We start from the raw sequence: 25,355 nt of genomic DNA, 5'->3' as shown, positions 1-25,355 counted from the left end.
CATTGGATCAATACCTAAATTGTGAACATGGAGTGCTCCAAAACTTTTTGGTCTAACTTTAACTTTAACCATTCCTTGAGAACCATAAGCTTTTCTAAGTACTACACTGTCATTAGGCGCTATGTCTAGCACAAAAGAAGCTTCATCAGAAACATTACCCATAGCAGTATTTGCTATTTCATCTTCTAATTCATACAAAGCACTTTGAATATTAGGTTTGTTTTTTAAATCATTTAACTCTTCGCAAGGAGTTTCTTGAATTAATTCTTCTTCCAACTCTGGGCAAGTTGGACAAGGAGGTACAACGTTAATAATTATAGGATTGCCTAAATCAGTACTACTTGTAGTAGAGCCACCAGTTCCATAAGTTTGTCCAACACCTGTATAAGTATTATTGTTAGTATTACTTGTTGTATAATCATATCCATAAGTAAACCCAGTACCAGTTCCAGAACCACTATCTCCACTCGTAGAAGTGTTATTTGTGTTTGTATTACTTGTAGTTCCTGTATTATTACCCGCTGTTGTGTTTGTACCACCACTTGTAGTAACTACCCCAGTACAAGGGTTTATTGTGACAACAAAAGTATTGTGACAATTTGGACCCGCTGAATGAATAGGAGTTCCATTATTATAATTCCAATTACAAAATAGAAAAGAAACAGGAGGGCAAGGTCCTCCGTTTAATGCTTCCTTGTTTGAAACATCTATATTGTCATCGACTAAATATTTTATTTCATTATCAGATGAAAATGAAAAAGAATCATCACTTGTTGGTATAATATCAGAAGTTAGATTATATTTAATTTTTGCAATATCAGTTAAAAATGTTTCTTTATCTATATTAATAACTAGATTTTCAAAATAGACACCATCAACAATTGTATCACTTTTAATTAATATACTATAAGCAATTTTATCAACCGTTTCTGTAACTTTAACTGGAGCATCATAAATTGTAAATCCATATGTATCTTCCATAACACTTCTACCAAAAGCATCTGTTTTTCTTACTTTATATTTTGGTATTTTTTTTACGGCTTTGTTAAAATTGTTTGTTTTGAATAAGTCATTGTATTTCATTTCAGTAACTTTTGCATGAACATGGTCATGTGCTTGATTTTCTTGTGTTTTGTCATCTTCATACTGACAAGAAACAATAATTATACCCAAAAGAAGGAATAATAAAATTTTAAAATTTTGTTTTTTTCTCATAAGCTAAACGTTATTAGTAAATATTTATTTTTAGGCAATTTTTTTAAAATGTTGCCTACAACTAATAAATTATATCAAAAATCATTTTTTGATATTGTAAACTTATCATACAAAATTTAAATAAAAATACAGAAAAACTGTAAAAATCAAATTGTATTTGAGCTTTTTTTGATGGATTTTACAGAAAAACTATAAAATTCTAGTTTTGGAGTAATAATGAGGTTGAAAGATGAGAAAATTTATATAGAAAAAATGAAAGAATGTTTTATAGATTAAAACTTTAACTTATATAAATTTTTGAACTTTGGCTTCTCTGATGATATCTTCGTCATTTCCTTTTTCTATATTGAAAAAACTTTTGATTTTTACTTTTCGTTTATCTATTGCACTTATGGTTAACGGTAAATAGTCCACCAAGCTCTTGTTTTTTACACCATCAGCAAGTAACGTAATTATTTGAATATCAATTTCATCCAAGAAAAAATTACTATCGGTCAATCGTTTTTGAGCTTCTAACATGGTTAAACTGTAATACTTCTTGCCTTCGAAAACTGTTTTAAAAGCTTCGTTTAATTCGTTAGAAGTAATATCACTTTTGATTAAAATAGCATCAGGATTCTGGTTGACATACAATTGATACAATAAAAAATGCTCAGCGTGTGAAGTAATAACTATAGTTTTGGCTGCTAAATTTGTTGTTCTCACTAGTGGAATTAAATCACCTCCAGACACTAAATTCAATGTTTGACTAGCAGGTATTGTCAAATCTATAACCACGGCATCAAACTTATTAGCATTTACTGGAAAATGTAATACTTCATAGGCTTCTTGACAAGAATTTGCAGTTTGGATATTAAAAATATAACCATGAGGGTTGAAGGACAATATACTTCTGTAGCCTTCAATCATTGTAAGATGATCGTCTATGATTAAAATATTTTTTAGCATAATTAAACGGTTATTTTGTTTATAGGAATGTTGATGAAAAGAGTAGTTCCTTGATTGGTTGTAGAAAATATTTTAAATTTCCCTTTCAAAAATGTCGCTCGTTCTTTAATGTTTTTTAGTCCTATGCCACTTTTTACTTTTTGGGTATCTAAACCTATTCCATCATCTGAAATTTTAATTACTAAAACAGTATCCTCAAGCGTTAAACTGACACTACAATTTTTGGCTTGAGCATATTTGAGACAATTGATAATACTTTCTTGGATGATTCTATAGCAATTTAGTTTAGCTTCAGCTGAGAAGGTTTCCCATTTTATTTTGGGGTCAAAATGATACGAAATTTTGGTCGTATCCTCGTCATTATTCCAATAAATGGCTTGAATTATGGCTTCAAAATTATTACTTTTTTCAAAAACTTCTTTGGATAAATCGTGTGAAAGGGTTCGTATTTCTTTTTCTACGGTTTGTATTTCATCAACGTATGTTAAACAGTTCACGATAGTTTTATCTGTTCTATCTCTTTTTAAGGCATACAAATTGAACCTGATGGCTGCTAATTTATTCATCACACCATCATGAAGTTCTTTGGCTATTCTTTGTTTTTCAATGGTTCTGCCTTCCTCATACTTTACTTGTTGGTCAAGCATCAACTGGTATATTTGTTCATTGCTTTTTTGTTGGTTATTTTCAAAAAGCAATTGTTTCTGCTTTTGTTTTTGCCAAAAATATACAAATCCAAGCGTAAACAATAATATACCTATGAGAGCATAATAAATGATTTGTTTGTTTTGTTGGGCTAACACTTCATTTTCATTGTTTAATTCATCTACTCTATACTCAATTCGAGCAAACGTATTTTGAATTTTTTTATCAACAGCAGCAATACTATCCGAAAGCTTTATATATTCATTGGAATAGTACTTCGCTTTCTCAGGAAAAACATTTGTTAATTGTTTCAATGATATCAACTTATCTCTAAATGCATTTTTATTGACTGAAATATTATATGCTTCAAGTGCACTTTCTTGAGATTTTTTTAATTGGTTTTGTCTAAAAAAATATTCAGATAATTGAATTTTAGGTAATGCCAATGAAAGATTTAATTCATTATAATTTTCAATAATTTCATTAAACTCTTCTTCAACGTTATTTTGTCCTCCATTATAAAATCTTGAAAGTATAAGATTTTGCTTTGCATAGGTATAAATTTGAAAATTATTTTTTTTGAAATCTTTTATTTTAATAGCTTTAGCATAATACTCTATAGCTTTAGAATAATCCTCTTTTTTAAAATACACTAAACCTAGATTATTTAATGCAATACTTATGGATATGTCATCATCATCAATATTATTTGCTAATTCAAGTGCTAATTTTAAATAATAAATTGCTTCATCAAAATCTTTTAATTCTATTTTACATAAACCAACTATGGAATAAGCAACATTCAATTTAATTACATCATTTTTTTTCTTTAGAAAGGATAGTGATTTTAAAATAGTTGTTTCACTACCTAAATAATCTCCATTATAATACTGTATTGAAGCTTTTTGAACTGACAAATCATTTGATTCAAATATTTGATTGTTAAGAACATAAAGTTGTTGAGCTTTATCAAAATAAAAATATGCACTATCTTTAATGTTATTTCTTAAAAAATAGTGCCCATAATTTATAGTGCTTTTTATTATTCTTGAAGTATCTTTCGTCTTTATAGACTCAATTAAATTTCGTTTTGCAACATCTTTATATTCATTAAAGAAATCTAATTTATAATAATTATAAGCAATTGTATCATTATTTTTTATTCTTATTGAATCATTTTTATTGAAGCCATTGAGTCTTAAAACTTTATCATTTAATATTTTTTTGACTGAATCTGGATAATTAGATGTTCTTATTTCCTGATTATAATAAACAATACTATCTATCAAAGCTGATTGCTTGTTTATATCGTTAGGTTTTTCACAAGAAACAAAATGCAATGCTATTGATACAAGAAGCCAGAAGATTTGTTTTTTCACTTTTTTAGGGTAATAAGATTTTTTGCTAATATATATAAAGTTGTGAATAGTATCTACATAAGGTTAATTTTATCTCGTATAAGTGTAAATTAAACTCTTAAAAAATTAAAAAGGTTACTTGAAAATTTCAAGTAACCTTTTTAAAGACATATATAAATATTAATAAAAATTAATCGGTAAGAACGTAGCTCTCTAAATAAAAAAAGGTTTTAGATTTGTTTTTCTTTTAGGAACAAAGCAAAAATAGATAAGATTTTAAATATAGACACTTATATTTAACTCTTGTTTGTAATATTACTACAAACATGAGTTAAATACATGTTTTGAATTGTAATATTGAATTATCTAATCTTCTTTTGCATCATTAGATGCGTATAATTCAATAATAGTATTAATATTGTCTTTATATGATTTAGAAAAAGGAAGTTTTATCTTTCCTTTATTCAAATAACAGTCAGAATTTCCTAAATGGATTCTAGAAACATATTTAATATTTATAATATGACTGTTGTGAATCCTAACAAAATCATTAGGCAACGAACTCTCAAAATATTTTAATGTTTTAAAAGCTGTTATACTGTCTCCAGAACTTAACATTACATCTGTTGAATTATTGTCTGCTTTTAAATAAACTATGTCATCAAATTCAATAAACCTATAATCACCATATGACTTTACGCAAAGAATGTTGTTTTTTTGTTCGATAATTTGTTCAGGTTGCACTAAAATCGGTTTTGAATCTAAACTTTGTTTAACAATATCTATTAATTCATTTTTTATCTCTTGTGTATCAAATTGAAAATCAACTTTTGTAACTTCATTTTCAATACCATTTTCGATAAAGTTGTGTTTTTTTTCTTCCACAAGCGGAATAGAGTTTGATATCTTTGTATTGTTTAGAAAAGGTTGACTATTTTCAGCTTGAGAAAAATTTACTTGATTTAATAAAGAAGAGAAACTTTTTTCCTTTTTAAATTTTAACAAAGTCTTTATGATATCAATTCTTTGAAAGGGTTTTAGCAGAAAATCATATACATCATATTTCATTGCTTCATAAGCAACTTCTTTTGTATTAGAAATAATAATTATTTTAGGCAAGACAACCATATATTTATACAATTCGTTTACTAAAGTAAAATTACTCTCAGTATTCGAATCAGTTAGGTTTGTTCCTAAAAAAACTACATCTGGACTTTCTTCTAAAATAAGATTCAATCCTTGAGCTGCATTATTTACATAACCAGAGAAATAAAAGTCACCCAAAGTAGAAACATGAGTTTGCAAACTCATGCTACTTTGACTGTTACCGTCAATTATAATATATTTATACGTCATATTTTGAAATCTAATAACCTTAATGATTATTTAGAATCAGTAGTTTGAAGGGTAAAATTGGGGTTTTACGTTTAACAAAGAAAGTTTATTTTGCTCAAAAAAAGGGAAAACCGTAATTTGTTTTTTCAAACAAAAAAATGTTAACAAGTAACTGTTTGTGTTGAAAACCTGTTAATTTACATTTAAAATAGGTTGAAATACATTTTAATTTTATCTATTTTTAAATATAAAACTCATTTTTTTGACGCTTAACATTCGTTTAAAGTTAAAAGTGCTTCTATTCTAAAGCAAGCGTATTGAAAACAAAAATTAATCTTTTGTATAGACTAGAAAAACCTTAATGTTAATAACTAAAAAAAAGACTCGCAAAATAGCGAGTCTTACAAAATATATTGTTACCCAATAGTTACATTTTCATTAACCAATTTCGCATTGAAACCTCATCTGAAATAATTTTTCTTAAATCAGAAATAGTAACTCGTTCTTGTTTCATGGTATCTCTATGACGAATCGTTACGGTTTTATCTTCTATGGTTTGATGATCAACTGTAATACAAAATGGAGTACCAAGTGCATCTTGACGACGATAACGTCTACCAACAGCATCCTTTTCATCATAAGCTACATTGAAATCCCATTTTAAATCTTCGATAATTTCTTTAGCAATTTCAGGCAAACCATCTTTCTTTACTAAAGGTAGAACAGCTGCTTTAGTTGGAGCTAAAACTGAAGGCAAACGTAAAACAGTTCTAGTTGAACCGTCTTCCAAAGTTTCTTCTTGTAAAGCTTTTGAGAAAACAGCTAAAAACATTCTATCTAAACCAACAGAAGTTTCAACTACATAAGGTACATAGCTAGAATTGGTGTCGTTATCAAAAAACTGTAGTTTTTTACCTGAATGTTCTTCATGAGCTTTCAAATCAAAATCAGTTCTTGAGTGAATTCCTTCTAGTTCTTTGAATCCAAATGGAAAATTAAACTCGATATCAGCTGCAGCATTTGCATAATGAGCTAATTTTTCATGATCATGAAAACGGTAATTTTCTTTTCCTAAACCTAATGATAAATGCCATTTTAAACGTGTTTCTTTCCAATAGTCATAATATTGCATTTCTTCTCCTGGTTTTACAAAAAATTGCATTTCCATTTGTTCAAATTCACGCATTCTAAAAATAAATTGTCTTGCAACAATTTCATTTCTAAAAGCTTTACCTGTTTGTGCAATTCCAAAAGGAATTTTCATTCGACCTGTTTTTTGCACATTTAAGAAATTTACAAATATACCTTGAGCTGTTTCTGGACGTAGATATAAATCCATTGCAGTATCAGCAGAAGCTCCAATCTTAGTGGCAAACATTAAATTAAACTGACGAACTTCTGTCCAATTTTTTGAACCAGAATCTGGACAAGCAATTCCTAATTCTTCAATCAAAGCTTTAACATCAGCTAAGTTATCATTTTCAAGAGATCTTGCTAATCGTTGTAAAATCGTATTTTTTTGTTCTAAATAACCTTTAACACGTTCGTTTGCAGTAACAAATTCTTCTTCGTTAAAAGCATCTCCAAAACGAGCCTTTGCTTTTTCAATTTCTTTTTGAGCTTTGATGTTGATTTTTTCAGCATAATCTTCAATCAAAACATCAGCACGATATCTTTTTTTAGAGTCTTTGTTATCAATTAATGGATCCGAAAACGCATCAACGTGACCAGATGCTTTCCATGTTGTTGGATGCATAAAAATTGCAGCATCAATACCTACAATATTTTCATGCATTTGCACCATGGCTTTCCACCAATATTCTCTAATATTCTTTTTTAATTCAACCCCATTTTGAGCATAGTCATAAACTGCACTCAAACCATCATAAATTTCGCTCGACGGAAAAATATATCCGTACTCTTTTGCATGCGAAACTACGTTCTTAAATAAATCTTCTTGTTTTGCCATGATGCAAAAGTAAAAATTATATAGAATAATAAATAAGATTTTTTATCTTTAATTTAAATTTTTAGCATGCTCAAATCTTTAGTAAATTTATTTTTTCCAAAACTATGCAATGGGTGTAATTCGTTGTTATTGAACAATGAAGATACTATTTGTGTAAAATGCAGACACAACCTGCCTTTAACCTATCATCATAAGATAGAAAACAATGAAATCATGTCAAAATTTTATGGTTTGCTTGATGTGGAATTTACAGCTGCAATGGTATATTTTCATTCTAAAGGAATGGCTCAAGAATTAATTCACAATTTAAAATATAGAAAACAACAAGAAATTGGAACCATTTTAGGAACATTATATGGTAATGAGTTAAAAGAATCCGGAAAGTTAGCTAAAATTGATTTCATTATTCCAACACCTATTCATAAAAAAAGACTACAAGAAAGAGGTTATAATCAAGTAACAACATTTTGTGAAGCTTTGTCCAAAGAATTACAAATTCCTGTTGATAATGAAGTTCTATTTAGAATTAAACACTCCAAAACACAAACAAAAAAATCAAAAGAAAAAAGAGCTGAAATGAAGTCCAATGACTTTGAAATTAGATACAAAGACCATCATGAAGGCAAACATTACCTATTGGTTGACGATGTAATTACAAGTGGAGCAACAATTGAAGCTTGCGCAAAGACACTCTTAGAAATTCCAAACTCGAAAATAAGTTTGCTATCAATTGCTTACACACAATCATAAAAAATAGTGAAAAAAGTATGTTAGCTTTAAATATAGTTGTTATTTTGTGTTTGAATTTTATGTAGTTATGCGAAAAATATATTTTATAATTCTTTTTGTGATTTTAAGTTTATTAGTAACCATTTCAGGTTGTGCTAAAAGAGGTACAATTTCTGGAGGTTTAAAAGATACTATAGCACCTAAAATAATTGGAAGTTCACCCGAAAATTATAAAACTAATTTTACAGGAAAAGAGATTAAAATTGTTTTTGATGAATTAATTAAGGTGAAAGACATAAGCAAACAATTGATTATTTCTCCACCAATGAAAACGGCACCTATTATTGTTCCGCAAGGAAGTGCTAGTAAATTCATTTCTATTAAAATTCAAGATACTTTACAAGAAAATACTACTTATAGTTTCAATTTTGGTCAAAGTATAACGGATAATAATGAAGGAAATCCTTATTCTCAATTCAAATATGTGTTTTCAACAGGTTCCTATATAGATTCATTAACAGTTGTTGGAAAAATTAAAGATGCTTACAATCAAAAGCCTGATAATTTTGTTTCAGTAATGTTATATGATGCACAAACGTTTAAAGATTCAACTGTTTATAAAGAAACTCCTTTATATGTTACGAATACTTTAGACAGTTTAAAAGTATTTGCCTTAGAAAATTTGAAAGAAGGAGAATATTACATTGTTGCTATGAAAGATAAAAACGGCAATAACAAATATGACCCTAAAACTGACAAAATAGGATTTTTAAAAGAACCCATTAAAACTCCTTCAGAAATAGCTTATCAATTAGAATTATTTGCTGAAAAACCAGTATTTAAAGCTGAAAAACCTATTCAGCAAACTACCAATAAGTATTTTATGGCTTATAGTGGAAATACAAAAAACTTAAAAGTAACAGCAAAAACAGGTTCACAAGATATTGATGTTAAAGTAACCAAATTCCCAACAGTTGGAAAAGATTCTGTTCAATTATTTGTTCCAAAAATAGAGTCAGATTCCATTCAGTTTTTTGTTGAAAATGAAGGCTATTCAAAATCATTTGTTTCAAAATACAAGGAACTAAAAGAGACTGATACATTGTCTATAACAACAAAGCAAACAGGAGCATTACGTTTTGTAGATAATTTGGTTTTAAAATCAACAACTCCTTTATCAAGCTTTGATAATTCTAAAATGAAATTAATAAATAAAGATTCAATTGCTCTTGATTTTACGACTGAATACATAGAATTTGAGCAGGAACTTGTCTTTAATTTCAAAAAAGAAGAAGATGAAAAGTACATTTTAGAACTTTTACCTGGTGCAATAACTGATTTTTATGGAGAAACAAATGATACCATAACTCAGAAATTTGGAACGAAAACTTATGCTGATTACGGAAATTTAAGAGTGAATTTAAAGAATGTAAACCGTTTCCCAATAATTGTTGAGTTATTGAATAATAAAGGTAAAGTATTAGCTTCTCAAACTTCAGAAAAAGAGACTGTACTAAATTTTGACTTGGTTGACCCGTTATTATATACTATTAGAGTTATTTATGATGATAACGGAAATGGTGAATGGGACACAGGAAATTTTTTAGAAAAAAAACAAGCTGAAGAAATTATTTACTTTCCAAAAGAAATTGATGTAAGAGCCAATTGGGATGTGGAACAAGAATTTGATTTGAAATATTAGTTTATTATTTCAAAATCATCTTTATCATTTAAAAAATTTAGTTTTTTTCTGGTTTCTAACATTTTATTTTTATCTAACTCCATGATGAAAACACCTAAATTGTCTTCTGCATTTAAAATAATATTTCCCAATTCATCAATTATTTGAGAACTTCCTTCGTATTGATGGTTATTATCATCAAAACCGATTCTATTTACACCAGCAACGTAGCATAAATTCTCAATAGCTCTAGCTTTTAAAAGTGAATTCCATGCATGAGTTCTAACTTTTGGCCAATTGGCAACATAAATCAGTAAATCATATTCTTCATGATTTCTAACAAAAGCTGGAAAACGTAAATCATAGCAAATTTGAGGGCAAATTTTCCAACCTTTATAATCGATTATTATTTTTGAAGTTCCTTTGGTATAAACCTTTTCTTCACCTACTAAAGAAAACAAATGTCGTTTGTTATAAAAATCAATTTTTCCATCAGGATGAACAAATATAAAGCGATTGTAAAAGCTATTGTTCTCTGAAATAACCAAACTACCACAAACAGCGCAATCTTTTTTTAGAGCTAATGCTTTCATCCAAGAAACAGTTTCTCCACTCATAGTTTCAGCTACATTTTCTGGATGCATAGTAAAACCTGATGAAAACATTTCTGGAAGTACAAATAAATCAAACGATTCCTCCTCACTCATAAAATATTCTTTTATGAATGTTCGATTTGATTGCGGATTTTCCCATGCTAAACTGGTTTGGAATAAAGCGATTTTCATTTTTGATAATTTGATTTAAAAATACAAAAAAACGCATCCAATAACGAATGCGTTTTTATATTTAATAAAATCTAACTTTTAGAAACTAGATTTTAAATATTCTCTGTTCATACGAGCAATGTTTTCTAATGAAATTCCTTTTGGACATTCAATTTCACATGCTCCAGTGTTTGTACAGTTTCCAAAACCTTCTTCATCCATTTGACGAACCATGTTTTGAACTCGTTGTGTTGCTTCCACTTTACCTTGAGGTAATAAAGCATATTGAGAAACTTTTGCTCCAACAAACAACATAGCTGAACCGTTTTTACAACTTGCTACACAAGCACCACATCCAATACATGCAGCTGCTTCAAACGCTTTGTCAGCATCATCCTTAGGAACTGGAATTGAATTAGCATCAATAGTATTTCCTGAAGTGTTTACTGAAACGAATCCACCAGCTTGTTGAATTCTATCAAAAGCTTCTCTATCAACTACTAAATCTTTAATTACTGGAAAAGCTTTACTTCTAAATGGTTCAATGTAAATTGTATCACCATCGTTGAACTTTCTCATGTGTAACTGACAAGTAGTTGTTCCTGTTTCTGGTCCGTGAGCTCTACCATTAATGTAAAGTGAACACATTCCACAAATTCCTTCACGACAATCGTGATCGAATGCTACAGGTTCTTTTCTTTCGTTTACTAATTGTTCATTTAATTGGTCTAACATTTCCAAAAACGAACTAGCTGTTGAAACATTATCTAATTTGTATGTTTCGATGTTACCTTTAGAACTAGCATTTTTTTGACGCCAAATTTTTAAGGTTATATTTATATTTTTAGCTGCACTCATAGTATTTTATTTATAGTTTCTAGCTGCAATTTTAATGAATTCATATTTTAATTCTTCCTTGTGAAGTACAGCTTGCGTTGTATCTTGACCTTTGTATTCCCAAGCACTTACAAAAGAGAAGTTTTCATCGTCACGAAGTGTTTCACCTTCAGCATCTTGATATTCATCTCTAAAGTGACCTCCACAAGATTCTTTTCTTTGTAAAGCATCCATTGCCATTAATTGACCTAATTCTAAGAAATCAGCTACTCTTAATGCTTTTTCTAATTCAGGATTTAATTCGTCTGCACTTCCTGGAACATAAACATCTTTATAAAATTCATCACGGATTTGACCAATTTCTTCAATTGCTTCTTTTAGTCCTTTTTCGTTACGAGCCATTCCAACTTTATTCCACATTACATGACCTAAACGCTTATGGAAATGATCCACAGATTTACTTCCGTTGTTGTTTAAGAATTTGTTGATTGTTTCTTTAACGTTGTTTTCTGCTTGTTCGAATTCAGGTGAATCAGTAGCGATTTTTCCAGTTCTAATTTCGTCTGCTAAATAATTTGAAACTGTATATGGTAATACGAAATATCCATCCGCTAAACCTTGCATTAAAGCAGAAGCTCCTAACCTATTTGCTCCGTGGTCTGAGAAGTTTGCTTCACCAGCTACGAAACACCCAGGAATTGTAGATTGTAAATTATAGTCAACCCAAACTCCACCCATAGTATAGTGAACTGCTGGATAAATTTTCATTGGAGTTTCATATGGGTTTTCGTCTGTAATTTTTTCATACATTTCGAATAAATTACCATATTTCTCTTCAATCCATTGTTTTCCTAATTTGATAATTTCTTCTTCAGAAGGGTTATGATTTCCATGTGCATAAGCTACTTCTTTTCCTTTACTCTTAACTTCTGAAGAAAAGTCTAAATAAACTCCTTCGTTGGTGTCATTAGCCTCAATTCCAAACCCTTCATCGCAACGTTCTTTTGCTGCTCTTGAAGCCACATCACGAGGTACTAAGTTTCCAAAAGCAGGATATCTTCTCTCTAAGTAATAATCTCTATCTTCTTCAGCGATTTGTGTTGGTTTTAATTTTCCTGCACGAATGGCTTCAGCATCTTCTTTCCTTTTAGGAACCCAAATACGACCAGAATTACGTAATGATTCAGACATTAACGTTAATTTAGATTGATTTGTTCCATGAACTGGAATACAAGTTGGGTGAATTTGAACATAACAAGGATTTGAAAAAGCAGCACCTTGTTTGTGTATTTTCCATGAAGCTGTAACGTTACTTCCCATTGCATTAGTTGATAAGAAATAAACATTTCCATAACCACCAGAAGCAATAACAACAGCATGAGCAGAATGTCTTTCTAATTCACCTGTTACTAAGTTACGAGCGATAATTCCTCTTGCTTTTCCATCTATTTTAACTAAATCAAGCATTTCGTGACGGTTAAACATTTTTACACGTCCTAAACCAATTTGTCTTGATAAAGCTGAATAAGCTCCTAATAATAATTGTTGTCCTGTTTGTCCAGCTGCATAAAATGTACGTTGTACTTGTACACCACCAAATGAACGGTTATCTAACATTCCACCATATTCTCTAGCAAAAGGAACGCCTTGAGCTACACATTGGTCAATAATATTTCCTGAAACTTCAGCTAAACGATGTACATTTGCTTCACGAGCACGATAATCACCTCCTTTTATAGTATCATAAAATAAACGGTAAATACTATCACCATCATTTTGATAATTTTTAGCTGCATTAATTCCTCCTTGAGCTGCAATTGAGTGAGCTCTTCTTGGTGAATCTTGAAAGCAGAAAGCTTTTACGTTATAACCCATTTCTCCAAGAGAAGCAGCTGCCGAAGCTCCTGCTAAACCAGTTCCAACAACAATAATATCAATTTTCGGTCTATTATTTGGAGCAACTAATTTTAAATGGTCTTTGTAATTGGTCCATTTGTCTGATAAAGGACCTTGTGGTATTTTAGAATCTAACTTCATAATATAGTGATGTTGATTATTTAGTAAAGTGAATGTATAAAGGAATAATAGCAAATAATAAAGGTACAAGTACCGAGAATGCTCTTCCAAAGAATTTTATTCCTGCATTAAATTTTGGATTATTTAATCCTAAAGATTGAAATGCACTTGCAAAACCATGCCATAAGTGAAAACCTAAAGCCAGCATGGCTAAAACATAAAGTAATGTATACACTAATCCATATTTTGCATCTCTAAAAAAATCTAAAGTAATTTTATACAAATCTTTGTATCCTTGAGCAAATTCAACTTTAATTGGCTTAGTGATAAAAAACTTATTTCCTTCAATAACCATGTTTTCACCATCTACTTGATTTACTGGTAAAAATTTATCTTGACCAGAACTAGAGGTGATATAAAAATCTTGTTTCATTCCAGAAGCTTCATCTGTAACTGATAAAGTTTGCAATGGCATATTTTTATCAAAATGCATTTTTGCCCAAAAAGTAATCATGTGCGTTACAATAAAAACTAAAATAACTGTCCCTAAAACTGCCATGTTTCTTGAAGCAAAACTACTATTAGCAGAAGGATCGTTTTTAGCATAAGCAATTGGTCTTGCTTTTTTGTTTTGAATTGCCAACATTATTCCATCAACAGCATGGAATATAATTGAAATGTAAGTTAGGTAAGATAATACTTTAACTGCTGGATTTGTAGTCATAAACAAAGCGTATTGATTAAACGCTGATGCATTATCAGGAACTAATAATTGTAAATTTCCTGCTAAGTGACCTGCCAAAAACAAGCATAAAAATAAACCCGTAAGAGCCATCCAGTATTTTTTTGCGATAGATGACTTTAAAAGTGCAGATTTTGCCATAATTTTATTTGATTGTATAGTATAATATTAAAAAATCAAACAAAAATAAGGCTAAAATAAATTAACTACAACCTTTTCGAGCTAATTTATAATCAATTTAAAATGAGTTTAACTAACGTTTAATAAATTATTTCGAAAATGAAGGAATGAGTCCTCTTAAACCCATATCCACAATATTTTCTCCGGCTGAAGGTTCATATTTTCCGTCAGCGTTTACTTCAGTCCATTCAATACTGTTATTGATTGATAATGAAAGTGTTACTACAACATCTTTCGTTTCACTACCATTAATAACTAAATTATTAGGAAATTTTCCAGTCACCACACAAGAACCTGCTGGAATTGGAGAAGTCGTTGCTAATGGATTTGGAACTGTTGTTGAACCAGCAGGTGCTTGACCAGAAGTTGCAAAAGGAAAATCATTTAATGCAAAAGCCCAATAACCTTGTGCACGATTTCCATTTACGGGAAATGAGTTGTTTCCAATATTGTGAGTTGATAAGTAAGTATTAAACCCTACGAAGCTTGCAAAAGTTCCAGTGTAATCATTTCCTGCATTTCTAATGGAAACATCAAAGTTTTGGTACGAAAGTGACACTCTAACCCATTCATAACTTCCTTGTGTTACTTGACTTAAAGGAATAGATAAAAAGACTTCATCTTCAGCTACAATTTTTGACTGATCAAAATCAATTGCATTGTCTCCACCAGCCATAGTTTCTGGAGCGTGATACAAAACTGTTCCTTGCCCTAATTGTGTGTAAGCATTTGGTGCTAATTCAAAATAATGAGCAGAAATAGAATTAAAATTTGGAGTTTGAGCTGCATTCCCAGAAGGAATTGTTGATGGTTGTCCTAAATTATTCAATCGAACTTGATTGGGATCAAATTTAAATTTAATGATTAAATTAGGTTCAGATGTAACATCGTCTTTTTGGCATGAGAAGAAACTCAAAGCAATTATTAAACCGAAAAATAAAAATTTTGCTCTCATCATACCAATTTAATATAAGACGATTTTAATACGTTTTTGTTACATCTTCATCTATAACGAGAATAAAGTCTGCTTTATTGTAATGTTCTTTTTCTAATTTTGTAATGTCTCTTTGTTCAATAGTTGCAATAGTAACTATTTTTACTTTAGGATTGTATTTCTTCAAATACCAATTAATTCCTTCAAAATTATCAGAGTGGTAAGTACCATTATAGTGCACAAAAACGCTGCTTTCTTTTAAATTTTTATGAATGAAATAAGCCATAGTTGCATCTTTAATGGCTTGTGCTTTTGGCATTTTATCACCAGCATGACCACCTTGCATTCCCATCATGGCTTGATAACCCGGTAAATTGACATCGAATTCAATGGGTAATGGAGCAATCCAAGACTTTTCTTCAGTTGAGAGCGAATCTAAAGCCACCAAATCTTTTCTAAAAACCATACTTGCATATCGTCTTGGAATATTTGTTGCGATAAAATCAAACTTTTTTTCTTTGGCAAGATCAACTAAAGGTTTATAGTCCGTTTTATAATTGTTCCATAATCTGGCTAATGTGTCTAATGCCTTTTGATTTATTTCTCCTTTTAAATATTGATTTAATTGGATTTGATTATCGGCTTCCAACATTTCAGCACCTAAAACTAAATCGGTTTTTTCGGCTAAATCTTTTGTCAATTCTAATTGCAACCAATGCACAACTGAATTATTGTGGTATTCTCCAAATAAAACAACATCACTATTTAAAGAAGAAGCAACCAACTTTTTATAAGTTGTTTTTTTACCATTTTTATCAAACAATTGATACGATTTTTTGTCTTGAGCGACTCCAAAGGAAGAAACAAATGCAATAAGTAGTACTATTAATTTTTTCATATTATTTTGATTCAAAGATTTCTAAAGTAGTAGATTCATTTTCTATTGAAATAGTATAATTTCCAATAGGTAAATATAATTTTTCGTTTTTTGCAGGTTTAATTTCTGCTTTCTTATCTTTTTTTGTGATTTTTTGAGATGTTTTTGCATCTATTGACAAAACGTATTCTATCTTATTCAACCCTTTTTTAAGCTGAATTTTCTCTGAATAAACATTGACTTTGTCTTTATTTACAACATTTAAAACACTTTCTTTTTCTTGATTTGAATAAATCCAAATTTCTGCTTTTGGCTCATAAGCTTCTGACCAAGAACTCCAAGAATTTCCCCATCGTCTTGATTTTTGCATTTTCTCAACAGGAAATAAATATAGGTTTTTAGCTAAGATTTCATCTGTTAAAGCTTGAACTTTTTCTAAATTAACTTTATAAATCGAACGTCCATGAGTTCCCACAATTAAATCTTTGGCTTTAGCTTGAATTTTCAAATCGTGAACAGCAACATTTGGTAAATCACTTGAAAAATCTTGCCAAGAATCTCCTTTATCCATTGAAATAAACAAACCATTGTCTGTTCCAACATATAAAATGTTTTCTTTCTCTGAATCTTCAATAATCACGTTGACTGCATTGGTTAAGCCTTTTGAAATGTTTGTCCAAGTTGCTCCAAAATCTTCTGAAACATAAACATAACTGGTAAAATCATCATTTCTGTAACCATTTAAAGTTGCATAAACTCGTTCTTTTTTGTGTTGAGAAGCTACAATTCGTGAAACCCATAAATCATCTGTTTTTGAGGCATTTTCTGGAATTTCAATTTTTGTCCAACTTGCTCCACCGTCTTTTGAAACATGCATCAAACCATCATCTGAACCAACATATATTAAACCAAACTGAAAAGGACTTTCTGAAATAGTTGTGATTGTTCCATAAGCTACATTTCCTTCTTTGAAACCTTTAGTAACATCTTCTGAAATTTTTTCCCAATCTTTTCCTTGATTCATCGAACGGTGCAAGAAATTGGAACCAAAATAAATGATATCCTGATTATGAGATGATAGTAAAATAGGTGTTTGCCAATTAAATCTTAATGGTTTTTCGTCTTTTTCTGAACTAGGTGTTATGGATTCTGATTTGTCTGTTTTTTTGTCAATTCTGTAGTAATTTCCAAATTGAAAACCTGTATAAACTATGTTTGAATTGCGATTATCTACCTGAACTTGCATGCCATCGCCACCCATAATGCTTTGGTATGGATATTTCCCTTCTTGTTGCCAAGAAACATCATGTGAATAATTATTAGGTCCAAACCAAACTCCGTTATCTTGTAAACCACCATAAACATTGTAATTCTCTTCGTTATCAACTTGAACCGCATAAAACTGACCAACCGCTTGATTGTTGCATTTTATCCAATGGGCTCCATTATCGTATGAAATATTCACACCACCATCATTTCCATTAATGATATGATTTGGATTTTTTGGATTAACCCAAGTAACATGATGATCTGCATGTACATTTTCTTTGCTTATCACTTCAAAAGTCTTTCCGCCATCTTTTGAAAACAACAAAGGAACTGCTCCAATGTAAATTCGGTTTTCATCATTTGGATCTACACTAATATTTCCAAAATAATATCCATAAGTGTAATAAAAATCATCAATGAATTTTTGATTCATTTTACTCCATGATTTTCCACCATCAATGGATTTGTAAACTTCACAACCAATGACTTCTGTTTCAAAAAGAGCTTTATTGGCATCTTGTATGACTTTGAAAGCTTCTTTAGGTTCTAATTTAGAAGATTCCACAAAATTTTTGATGTTTTCGGCTTTGTATTTTTCTTTTAAACCATACTTTTTTAAAGCATTATTCAATTCTTTATTTGGAATATTTGCAAAATCTTCACCAGGAGAACTCATCATTGTTGGTAAACTTCCTTTACTTTTTTCAGAAGAAGGTCTGTTATTTTGATTGTCTAAAACAGCGTAAATTGTATTTTCATTAAAAATCGCTAGACCAATTCGACCAACACCTTCATTGTTTGGAAAACCACTCATTTCTGTTGAAACTAAACTCCATGAATTTCCTGCATCTGTACTTTTATAAATTCCAGAAGCGGCTCCATTCCCTTTAAAATCCCAAGCTTTTCTGTCTTTTTGCCAAGCTGCTGCATATTGAATATTGAAATTTGTTGGGCTAACCACAACATCGATTATTCCAGTTTCATCATTTATAAAAAGAGTTTTCTTCCATGTTTTTCCACCATCAAGCGTTTTGTAAATTCCTCTATCTTGATTTCTTGTGTATAAATGACCTACTACTCCAACAGTGATTTCGTTTATATTTTTTGGGTTAACCAAAATTCTACTAATGTGATGACTTTCAGGTAAACCAATATTTTCCCAAGTTTTACCTTTGTCTGCCGATTTTAAAATTCCGATTCCTGCATAAGAAGAACGAGAAGCATTGACTTCACCAGTTCCCACCCAAATAGTTCCAGATTTCCAATCAACAGTTACTGAACCACAATTTAATGTTGGAGCTGAATCCATAACCGGAGAAAAACTGGTTCCATTATTATTGGTATACCACAATCCACCAGAAGCATAAGCAGCATAAAATTCGGTTGGATTTTCTGGATTTACTGCTAAATCTACAATTCTTCCACTCATGATGGTTGGACCAATGCTTTGGAATTTAACTTCTTCAAATAAGTTGGTTTGTGAAAAAGAAAAGCTTTGAACAAATAAAAATAAGAGTAGTATTTTTTTCATTTTTTTAAAATTTGACCTAAAAGTAAGTAATATGTTAAAGATAATTGAAATTTTTAATTCCTTTTAACAAGATTTGGATTTTATCTTTTTAAATTTGATGCATATTAAAACTTAAGACATGAAATACCATCAAATAGACCGCGATTTATTCATAAAAAACCGTAAAAAGTTTACTTCACAAATGAAACCTAACGGAATTGCCGTTTTTAATTCTAACGACATTTATCCTGTTTCTGCTGATTCTACTCTACCATTTGCACAACATAGAGATATTTTTTATTTAAGTGGTGTAGATCAAGAAGAAAGTATTTTGGTGCTTTTTCCTGATGCTCCTTATGAAAATCAACGTGAAATTTTATTTTTAAAAGAAACGAATGATCATATTGCTGTTTGGGAAGGTGAAAAACTGACTAAAGAGCGTGCATTTGAAGTTTCTGGAGTTAAAAATGTGATTTGGTTGCAAGATTTTGATAAGACATTAAAAGAATTAATGACTTATGCTGACACAATGTACATCAACACCAATGAACATTACAGAGCCACGATTGAAACGGAAACTCGTGAAGCAAGATTCATTAAAAAATGGAAAGAAAATTATCCAGCTCATAAAGTAGAGAAATCGAATCCTATATTGCAACGTATTCGTTCTGTAAAGGAAAGTGAAGAATTAGATTTGATTCAACAAGCTTGTGATATTACTGAAAAAGGATTCCGAAGAATTTTAAATTTTGTGAAACCTAACGTAATGGAATATGAAATTGAAGCTGAATTTGCCCATGAATTCTTAAGAAATCGTTCTAAAGGTTTTGCTTATACACCAATTATTGCTTCTGGACATAATGCCAATGTGTTACACTATATTGAAAACAACCAACAATGTAAAGCTGGTGATTTGATTTTGTTAGATGTTGGGGCAGAATATGCTAATTATTCTAGTGATATGAGTAGAACAATTCCAGTTTCAGGAAAATTTACAGAGAGACAAGCTGCCGTTTACAATGCTGTTTTAAGAGTAAAAAATGAAGCGACAAAAATGTTGGTTCCAGGAACTTTGTGGAAACAATATCATGTAGAAGTTGGAAAATTAATGACTTCTGAATTATTAGGTTTAGGTTTGTTAGACAAAGCTGATGTGCAAAATGAAAATCCAGATTGGCCAGCTTATAAGAAATATTTCATGCACGGAACAAGTCACCACATGGGATTAGACACACATGATTATGGTTTATTACACGAACCCATGCAAGCGAATATGGTTTTCACGGTTGAACCAGGAATTTACATTCCAAAAGAAGGCTTTGGCATTCGTTTAGAAGATGATGTGGTGATTCAAAATAGTGGTGAACCTTTTAATTTAATGCGAAATATTCCTATTGAGATTGATGAGATTGAATCGATTATGAATTCGTAGTTAGAAAAAAGATAATAGAATATAGATAATAGACGGTTTGCGAAAGTGAGCCGTTTTTTTTGTTTTTAATTTTGTTTAGATGAAATTGATTCAGTGTGTGTTTTTTATAAATAAAGATTTGAGAAATTTATTCTTTTTTAGATAGTTTAATTTGCGGTAAAGGTTGACAAAGCGTTTTATTTACAATTTTTTCTCTCATTAACTTTTTCTTGTTAAAATGTCTTGAAATATTTTGAACTAATTCAGTATAATTATCTCCAATAACTTTATGATTCTCATCTTTACGTTCATAGTAAAAAACTTTTATTGATCGACAATTTTCATGTTCAAATATAGTATTTAACATTGTTCTATCAGATAACCCACAAGAATGTCCAACTATAAGAACTTGATATTTTTCACTATCAATATAGCTTAATAAGTTACTATAATTAGAATTTTGTAAATATTGGAAAGATTTGAAGTTTTGTAAATATTCATTTTCGTTAATATTCTCTATTAATTTATAATCTTCATCCATTTCATCTCCAAAACCAAAATTAATTTTATTCTCTGTTTTGTTTCCAATTTCACCATGAATAAAATTAACAATTGTTTCTATCCTATCACTTTTTATAATTTTAGCATATTTTTTTACTGTAAATGTATAGTTAAAAGTCAAAAAATATAAATTGCTAATTAATTCTTCTTTTTTTTCATTTTCAAAATATTTTTTAATTTCTTCTATGTCTTCTTTTTTAGAAAACTGCTTCAAAATAGTTTCTTCATTTGAAAAAAGTGAGATTGGTAGAAGATTTTTTGACATTAAACTCCAGTCTAAGTTTTCACCTGAATAATGATTGAATTCATACCTATCATTTACTTTCTCTATTAAATATTTTTCTAATAGATTCTTAACATCTTCAAATTCATCATTAAGTTTTTGTACTGCTTTGTTTTGCTCTTTTATCCAATAATCATCACTCTTTCTTGTATCCAAACATTTTGACTTAGTAATTTTCTTTAATTCTGAATAATATAAATTCTCAACATCCACCCAATTTTCTGAATTTCTATTATTAATTAATTTAAAAAACTGATTTTTGTATATTAGAATATGATTTCTTGGATATGAACCCGATAAATTATTTCCATGTTCTGTATAAATTTCCGCATCTGAAAATTTTACTTTTTCATCTAAAGCAATTAAACTATTAGCAATATCTTGTAAATTAGAAGCTATTTCAAAATCAACACTAATTTTTAATCCTTCAAATGAAATAAAAATATCATTATGAGTTAAATCCTTTATGGACGACCAGTAATCATCAATAAAATCTTTATAACTCGTTGGTAAACCATGAGCCAAATCAAAACCGTTTCCAATAATAACTAATCTATTCATAAATCTAAAAATGCTTTTCTCAAAGATAAGTTATTTCTTTATAAAATTGAATGTATGAAAAAGAGATTCTGAAACAAGTTCAGAATGACAAGATTGAGGAAAAACTTTGTGAACCTTGCGTAAAAACTTTGCCTCTTTGCGGTTAAAAAATTATGCTTATGTTATACTGAAGGTATTGTTTCAACAAGCATTTCATTTCCTGATTTATCGTAGTATGAACAAGTCATTTTATCCATAACAACTATCCATTTTTCAACACCAGATTTGGCACAATCGTTTAAGAATGTCATGTAATCCGTTTTGCCTTGTTGATGTGTTTTTAAATCTGATTTGAATTGTTCTATATTGCTTTCATTGGCAATTGCTAGTGTATCAGAAAATCCTTCTGAGGCAATTTGATAATTATCTTTTCCGTAATAATTGGTGTGATTGTCAAAAACAAACGTTTCAAATGAAGTTACACCAAGTGCGATGATATCTTGCATATATTTTGGAAAATCAGCTCCAGTTTTTACTTTGGAATGGGCTTCTTTGATTTGATTAATTGTAAACATGATAAGTATATTATTTTATTAAATCAAATATAATTATTTTATAAAAAGATAGATTATTTCTTTATAAAATTAAATTTTAAAAACCTACTGACAAACTGTTGTCACAATGTGCTTTTACTTTTGTGTCATAATCATTAAAACATTATCATTATGAGTACAACAACATCACCTCAAGTAATTAGTCCAGCCCATCTATTGAAACATTGGCAAGGTCATCGCGCTTTAACTCGTCATGTAATTGAAGCTTTTCCTGAGAAAGATTTTTTTGAATTTTCTATTGGAGGCATGCGACCATTTGCTATGTTAACAGCCGAATTATTGTCAATAGCTGCTCCTGCTTTAAAAGGAATTGTGAATCGCGTTGAGAAACCTTATTCTGAAGAAGGTACAGAAACGCTAACCACTAAAGCGCAATTTTTACAAAAATGGGATGAAGCTACCGAAGAAATTAATACCTATTGGAATCAAATTCCTATTGAAGATTTTGAAAAAAGTTTTAATCTTTTTGGCCAATATGAATTTCCTATTATTGAGAATATTTTCTATTTTATTGATAATGAAATTCATCATCGTGGACAAGGTTATGTATATTTACGTGCTTTAGGAATTGAACCTCCTTTCTTTTGGGCTAGAGCATAAAATAAAAACTCCGAAAACATTAATTTATTTTCGGAGTTTTTATTTTGAAAGATTGACTTTGTAAGATTCTATAAGCTCAAAAACCCTATCTTTTAAACGTTGTGGTTCTATTATTTTGACATAGTCTGCAAACATCAATATCCATCTTGGTAATCCATTTTCAATATCTCTGCTCAAGAAGGTCATTTCAATTTTATCACCAATATTCTTTTGAGATACAAATCCATGATATTTTTTCTCATGTGAAAGATATTTAGAAATTTTTTTATCTATCAATAAAACTACCTTAATCGTTGCACATTCATATCCTTTATTTAAGTAAGTCGATAATTCATCATGCTTCTTTAAAAAAGGAAAATTTGTACTATTAATCCCTTGAATTCTATCAGCTCTAAATTGTCTATAATCATTTCTCAAATGACAAAATCCAAAAATATACCAATTATTATTATCATGAAAAACACCAACAGGTTCTATAATTCTTTCCAAAACTTCTTCAGCATCAAATGCTTTGTAGCATAATTTTACTTGCGTTTTATCGGCTATACTTTTAAAAAGAATACTCATTGCATCGGGCACTTTTTCGTTGAATAAATTTTCTGAAGGTTGTTGAATGATTATTTTAGATTCAATAGATGATAGCCAATCTTTATCTGTATTTTTTAAAACAGATTTAATTTTAAACATTGCAGAAGCATAATGCTTTCCTAATTCTTTATCAATAAATGTTTGCATTAATTTCTCAGAGGCAATAAAACTACTGGCTTCTTCACGAGTAAACATTACAGGTGGCAAACGATACCCATCCACTAAAGAATAACCAATTCCTGCTTCACTATAAATAGGAACTCCAGAAGCTTCGAGTGAACGTATATCACGATAAATTGTTCGTAAACTTACCTCAAAACGATCAGCTAATTCTTGTGCTTTTACAATTCGCTTAGATTGCAATTGAATAAGAATAGCCACAATTCTATCAAAACGTTTTGGTGATTCGTCAAGCATAAAAAATATCTTTTCATCAAAATTAACTATTTAAATGAAATTACTTCTTTGATTAGGCACTAAATTCTATTTTTGCATCTATGAAATTCACTTTATACAAAAACACAAAAATTGCTTATTCTGAAACTGGAAAAGGTACCACTATAGTTTTATTACATGGTTTTTTAGAAAATTCTACGATGTGGGATACTCATATTGAAGTTTTGGCTAAACGCAACCGTGTGGTTTGCATTGATTTGTTGGGTCATGGTCAAACCGATTGTTTGGGTTATGTACATTCGATGGAAGATCAAGCGGATGTTGTTTATCATGTTTTGCATGAATTAAAAATCAGGAAAGCTGTTTTAATTGGACATTCGATGGGTGGTTATGTGGCTTTGGCTTTTGCTGAATTGTACCCAGAAATGGTAAAAGGTTTGCTGTTGATGAATTCTACTTCAAGAGCTGATTCTGAAGAACGAAAAACCAATCGCGATAGAGCTATAAAAGCGGTTAAACAAAATTATACTTCATTTATTAGAATGTCTATTGCCAATTTATTTAGTGAAGAAAACAGAGAACGTTTAACTGAAGAAATTGAATTAGTCAGAAATGAAGCTCTAAAAACTCCTTTACAAGGCATTGTGGCTGCTTTAGAAGGTATGAAAGTACGAAAAGACAGAGAAGTTATTTTGCATTTTGCAACTTATCCAATGATTTTGATTTTGGGCAAAAAAGATCCTGTTTTGAATTACGAGGAAAACAAAACTCAAATTGAAAACACCAAAGTTGAATTAGTGACTTTTGAGGATGGACATATGAGTCATGTTGAGAATCGTGAAGAATTATCTACAGTATTCTTGGGATTTTTAAAAAAGACATAAAAAAACTGAAATCAATTGACTTCAGTTTTTAAATCTAATCATTCAATTCTTAAATCTTTACTCTCGAAATTTCTTGTCCAGTTGGATAAGTAATTGCTACATCATTTTCAGCAGTAATAAAAATCTCTTTAGGTTCATAAGCTGTTATAGCTGTAAAACTTCCTTTGTCAGAAGCATCTGTTTCTAATTGACCTAAATTGATAAGACCATTATCTTCCGTTTGCATCCAAACTAAGTAAAATTCTCTTTTTGGTGACAAACGTTCAGGAGATGACAAATACTTTGATTCTATATTAATTTCTCTATTCCCATTATCGTCCTTTTTGATTTTAACTGAAATTTCTGCAGCTGGAGCAACATTTGAAACTGGGAAAACTAATTTCGAAGCACATGATGACAATATCACCATTGTACATAAAAGTAACATTTTTTTCATATAGTAATTTTTTTGATTATACTCTTAATATAC

The 25,355-nt window shown here is 29.8% G+C and carries 21 protein-coding genes; 5 read left to right on the top strand and 16 right to left on the bottom strand.

Going from position 1 to position 25,355, the window contains the following annotated elements; genetic code table 11:
- From ACFO3U_RS14040 to ACFO3U_RS14020, 5 genes are all read right to left on the bottom strand, one after another.
- Positions 1-1,215 (bottom strand): hypothetical protein (locus ACFO3U_RS14040; protein ID WP_379743834.1); only part of this gene is annotated, 1,215 nt, incomplete at its 3' end.
- A gap of 285 nt (positions 1,216-1,500) precedes the next feature.
- Positions 1,501-2,163 carry a response regulator gene (locus ACFO3U_RS14035; protein WP_379743831.1) on the bottom strand — a complete coding sequence of 221 codons (663 nt, stop codon included), beginning with the start codon at positions 2,161-2,163 and terminating at the stop codon, positions 1,501-1,503.
- 2 nt (positions 2,164-2,165) lie between these two features.
- Positions 2,166-4,187 carry a sensor histidine kinase gene (locus ACFO3U_RS14030; protein WP_379743828.1) on the bottom strand — a complete coding sequence of 674 codons (2,022 nt, stop codon included), beginning with the start codon at positions 4,185-4,187 and terminating at the stop codon, positions 2,166-2,168.
- 345 nt (positions 4,188-4,532) lie between these two features.
- Positions 4,533-5,522 (bottom strand): LytR/AlgR family response regulator transcription factor, encoded by a 990-nt coding sequence (locus ACFO3U_RS14025; RefSeq protein ID WP_379743825.1) that lies wholly within the window; start codon positions 5,520-5,522, stop codon positions 4,533-4,535.
- A 406-nt stretch (positions 5,523-5,928) separates the two neighbouring features.
- Positions 5,929-7,470: a glycine--tRNA ligase gene (locus tag ACFO3U_RS14020; protein WP_379743822.1), complete on the bottom strand. Its 1,542-nt coding sequence runs from the start codon at positions 7,468-7,470 to the stop codon at positions 5,929-5,931.
- Between the two features lie 213 nt (positions 7,471-7,683).
- On the opposite strand from ACFO3U_RS14020, the gene ACFO3U_RS14015 reads away from it, so the two are divergent.
- Together ACFO3U_RS14015 and ACFO3U_RS14010 are read left to right on the top strand one after the other, a co-directional pair.
- A complete protein-coding gene (locus tag ACFO3U_RS14015) occupies positions 7,684-8,220 on the top strand; it encodes a ComF family protein (RefSeq protein WP_379743819.1) in 537 nt (178 codons plus the stop codon).
- A 67-nt stretch (positions 8,221-8,287) separates the two neighbouring features.
- A complete protein-coding gene (locus ACFO3U_RS14010) occupies positions 8,288-9,901 on the top strand; it encodes an Ig-like domain-containing domain (RefSeq protein WP_379743816.1) in 1,614 nt (537 codons plus the stop codon).
- On the opposite strand, the gene ACFO3U_RS14005 is transcribed toward ACFO3U_RS14010, so the two are convergent.
- The 7 genes from ACFO3U_RS14005 to ACFO3U_RS13975 form a co-directional block, all read right to left on the bottom strand.
- A complete protein-coding gene (locus ACFO3U_RS14005; RefSeq protein WP_379743813.1) occupies positions 9,898-10,665 on the bottom strand; it encodes an amidohydrolase in 768 nt (255 codons plus the stop codon). The two genes, ACFO3U_RS14010 and ACFO3U_RS14005, sit on opposite strands and share 4 nt — an antisense overlap.
- Before the next feature lie 78 nt (positions 10,666-10,743).
- Positions 10,744-11,502: a succinate dehydrogenase/fumarate reductase iron-sulfur subunit gene (locus ACFO3U_RS14000; protein ID WP_379743810.1), complete on the bottom strand. Its 759-nt coding sequence runs from the start codon at positions 11,500-11,502 to the stop codon at positions 10,744-10,746.
- A 6-nt stretch (positions 11,503-11,508) separates the two neighbouring features.
- On the bottom strand, positions 11,509-13,518 hold the full coding sequence (locus ACFO3U_RS13995) for a fumarate reductase/succinate dehydrogenase flavoprotein subunit (protein ID WP_379743806.1): 2,010 nt from the start codon (positions 13,516-13,518) through the stop codon (positions 11,509-11,511).
- A 16-nt stretch (positions 13,519-13,534) separates the two neighbouring features.
- Positions 13,535-14,380, bottom strand: coding sequence for a succinate dehydrogenase cytochrome b subunit (locus ACFO3U_RS13990; RefSeq protein ID WP_379743802.1), 846 nt, complete (start codon positions 14,378-14,380; stop codon positions 13,535-13,537).
- A gap of 127 nt (positions 14,381-14,507) precedes the next feature.
- Positions 14,508-15,374, bottom strand: coding sequence for a hypothetical protein (locus ACFO3U_RS13985; RefSeq protein ID WP_379743799.1), 867 nt, complete (start codon positions 15,372-15,374; stop codon positions 14,508-14,510).
- Positions 15,375-15,399: 25 nt separating this feature from the next.
- Positions 15,400-16,251 carry a ChaN family lipoprotein gene (locus ACFO3U_RS13980; RefSeq protein WP_379743796.1) on the bottom strand — a complete coding sequence of 284 codons (852 nt, stop codon included), beginning with the start codon at positions 16,249-16,251 and terminating at the stop codon, positions 15,400-15,402.
- A 1-nt stretch (position 16,252) separates the two neighbouring features.
- Positions 16,253-19,030 (bottom strand): VPS10 domain-containing protein, encoded by a 2,778-nt coding sequence (locus ACFO3U_RS13975; RefSeq protein WP_379743793.1) that lies wholly within the window; start codon positions 19,028-19,030, stop codon positions 16,253-16,255.
- A gap of 118 nt (positions 19,031-19,148) precedes the next feature.
- Here ACFO3U_RS13975 and ACFO3U_RS13970 point away from each other — a divergent pair, with 118 nt between their 5' ends.
- Positions 19,149-20,441, top strand: a complete 1,293-nt coding sequence (locus ACFO3U_RS13970) for an aminopeptidase P family protein (protein ID WP_379743790.1) — start codon at positions 19,149-19,151, stop codon at positions 20,439-20,441.
- Positions 20,442-20,568: 127 nt separating this feature from the next.
- Here ACFO3U_RS13970 and ACFO3U_RS13965 read toward each other — a convergent pair whose 3' ends face one another.
- Positions 20,569-21,825: an AbiH family protein gene (locus ACFO3U_RS13965; protein WP_379743787.1), complete on the bottom strand. Its 1,257-nt coding sequence runs from the start codon at positions 21,823-21,825 to the stop codon at positions 20,569-20,571.
- Between the two features lie 161 nt (positions 21,826-21,986).
- Positions 21,987-22,379, bottom strand: a complete 393-nt coding sequence (locus ACFO3U_RS13960) for a DUF1398 domain-containing protein (protein ID WP_379743785.1) — start codon at positions 22,377-22,379, stop codon at positions 21,987-21,989.
- A gap of 150 nt (positions 22,380-22,529) precedes the next feature.
- Here ACFO3U_RS13960 and ACFO3U_RS13955 point away from each other — a divergent pair, with 150 nt between their 5' ends.
- Entirely contained in the window at positions 22,530-23,018 is a 489-nt protein-coding gene (locus tag ACFO3U_RS13955) for a DinB family protein (RefSeq protein WP_379743782.1), read from the top strand.
- A 39-nt stretch (positions 23,019-23,057) separates the two neighbouring features.
- On the opposite strand, the gene ACFO3U_RS13950 is transcribed toward ACFO3U_RS13955, so the two are convergent.
- Positions 23,058-24,023 (bottom strand): helix-turn-helix transcriptional regulator, encoded by a 966-nt coding sequence (locus ACFO3U_RS13950; protein ID WP_379743779.1) that lies wholly within the window; start codon positions 24,021-24,023, stop codon positions 23,058-23,060.
- Positions 24,024-24,103: 80 nt separating this feature from the next.
- On the opposite strand from ACFO3U_RS13950, the gene ACFO3U_RS13945 reads away from it, so the two are divergent.
- Positions 24,104-24,886: an alpha/beta fold hydrolase gene (locus tag ACFO3U_RS13945; RefSeq protein WP_379743776.1), complete on the top strand. Its 783-nt coding sequence runs from the start codon at positions 24,104-24,106 to the stop codon at positions 24,884-24,886.
- Positions 24,887-24,935: 49 nt separating this feature from the next.
- On the opposite strand, the gene ACFO3U_RS13940 is transcribed toward ACFO3U_RS13945, so the two are convergent.
- Positions 24,936-25,322, bottom strand: coding sequence for a hypothetical protein (locus tag ACFO3U_RS13940; RefSeq protein WP_379743773.1), 387 nt, complete (start codon positions 25,320-25,322; stop codon positions 24,936-24,938).
- Positions 25,323-25,355: the final 33 nt, after the last annotated feature.

It is taken from the genome of Flavobacterium ponti (genome assembly GCF_042652765.1).
In the GTDB taxonomy this organism is placed as follows: Bacteria; Bacteroidota; Bacteroidia; order Flavobacteriales; family Flavobacteriaceae; genus Flavobacterium; species Flavobacterium ponti.
Note: the sequence above shows the minus strand (reverse complement) of the source record. Positions and strands in the feature narration are given on the sequence as shown.